The sequence below is a fragment of the Amycolatopsis dongchuanensis genome (genome assembly GCF_039542405.1).
GTDB lineage: Bacteria > Actinomycetota > Actinomycetes > Mycobacteriales > Pseudonocardiaceae > Amycolatopsis_E > Amycolatopsis_E sacchari.
Map to the genome: position 1 here is coordinate 1 of NZ_BAABIB010000174.1, position 764 is coordinate 764.

1 protein-coding gene is annotated in these 764 nt (G+C 69.8%); it reads left to right on the forward strand.

The window, feature by feature from the left end:
* Window positions 1-12: 12 nt before the first annotated feature.
* Window positions 13-764 (forward strand): IS5 family transposase gene (locus ABFX51_RS39250; RefSeq protein ID WP_428832542.1). Its coding sequence is split into 2 segments (ribosomal slippage), with 753 coding nucleotides annotated over them: window positions 13-358 and window positions 358-764; the frame shifts between segments, so codons are not numbered across the junction. This gene is flagged as partial in the annotation.

Below are 764 nucleotides of genomic sequence, written 5' to 3' on the forward strand. Positions count from 1 at the left end.
CAGGATCACGGCGTGCGCGAGGAAGTCCTGACCGATGAGCTGTGGGCACGCTTGGAACCGCTGATCCCGGTACGTGCGAGGCGCTTCCGCTATCCCGGGCGTCGACGCGCAGATGATCGTGCCGCCTTGGAAGGCATCCTGTACGTGGTGCGTACCGGGATCGGCTGGAACCGGCTGCCTACCGCGTTGTTCGGCGCCTCGGGTGCGACGTGCTGGCGGCGGTTGACCGAGTGGCACGAGGCCGGGGCGTGGCAGCGGTTGCACGAACGCCTGCTCGCGGAGTTGCGCGCAGCCGGTTTGCTGGACCTGTCCGCCATGCTGGTCGACTCCACCCACCTGCGCGCCCTCAAAGGGGGGACCACACCGGGCCGAGCCCGGTCGACCGGCGCAAGTCCGGCTCCAAGCACCACCTGATCACCGACGCCACCGGCGTCCCGCTGGCGATCACCTTGACCGGCGGGCACCGCAACGACGTCACCCAGCTGATCCCGCTCATCGACGCCGTCCCACCGATCCGCGGCCTGATCGGCAAACCACGCCGCCGTCCGCGCCGGCTCTACGCCGACCGCGGCTACGACCACGACAAGTACCGCCGCCTCCTCCGCGCCCGAGGCATCACCCCGGTCATCGCCCGACGCGGCGTCGAACACGGCTCCGGTTTGGGCACCATCCGCTGGCCTGTCGAACGCACCTTCGCCTGGATCAAGGGCTTCCGACGACTCCGTCTCCGCACTGAACGCCGAGCCGATGTCCACCAGGCCATC